The organism is Streptomyces iakyrus (assembly GCF_000717055.1).
Classification (GTDB): Bacteria; Actinomycetota; Actinomycetes; order Streptomycetales; family Streptomycetaceae; genus Streptomyces; species Streptomyces iakyrus.
Map to the genome: position 1 here is coordinate 1 of NZ_JNXI01000141.1, position 320 is coordinate 320.

Sequence of the window (320 nt, forward strand, 5' to 3'; positions counted from 1 at the left end):
CTCAGGTGCTGAACGACCACCTCGAAGGCAGGACCTATATCGTCGGCGACGATTACACGATTGCAGACATCTCGGCCTGGGGCTGGTTGGACCGTGCCTCTCGGGTGCTCAAAGGAGCGGAAGATCCTCTTGGTCCCTATCCCAATCTCAAGCGGCTGTTTCAAACAGTAGACGCTCGCCCTGCAGTCGCACGGGCACGCGCAGTCGGTAAGAACCATACATTCAAGACGGTGAATGATGACGAGACCAAGCGCTCGCTCTTCCCGTCGAACTATCCGCCGGCAGCGTGAGCGGACCGAAGACGTTGCGGAGAACAAGAT

General features: G+C 58.1%; 1 protein-coding gene. It reads left to right on the top strand.

The features are described 5' to 3' along the window. The coding region (locus OO68_RS49070) for a glutathione binding-like protein (RefSeq protein WP_209442699.1) at nucleotides 1–290 on the top strand (290 nt) is incomplete at its 5' end. Nucleotides 291–320 lie beyond the last annotated feature (30 nt).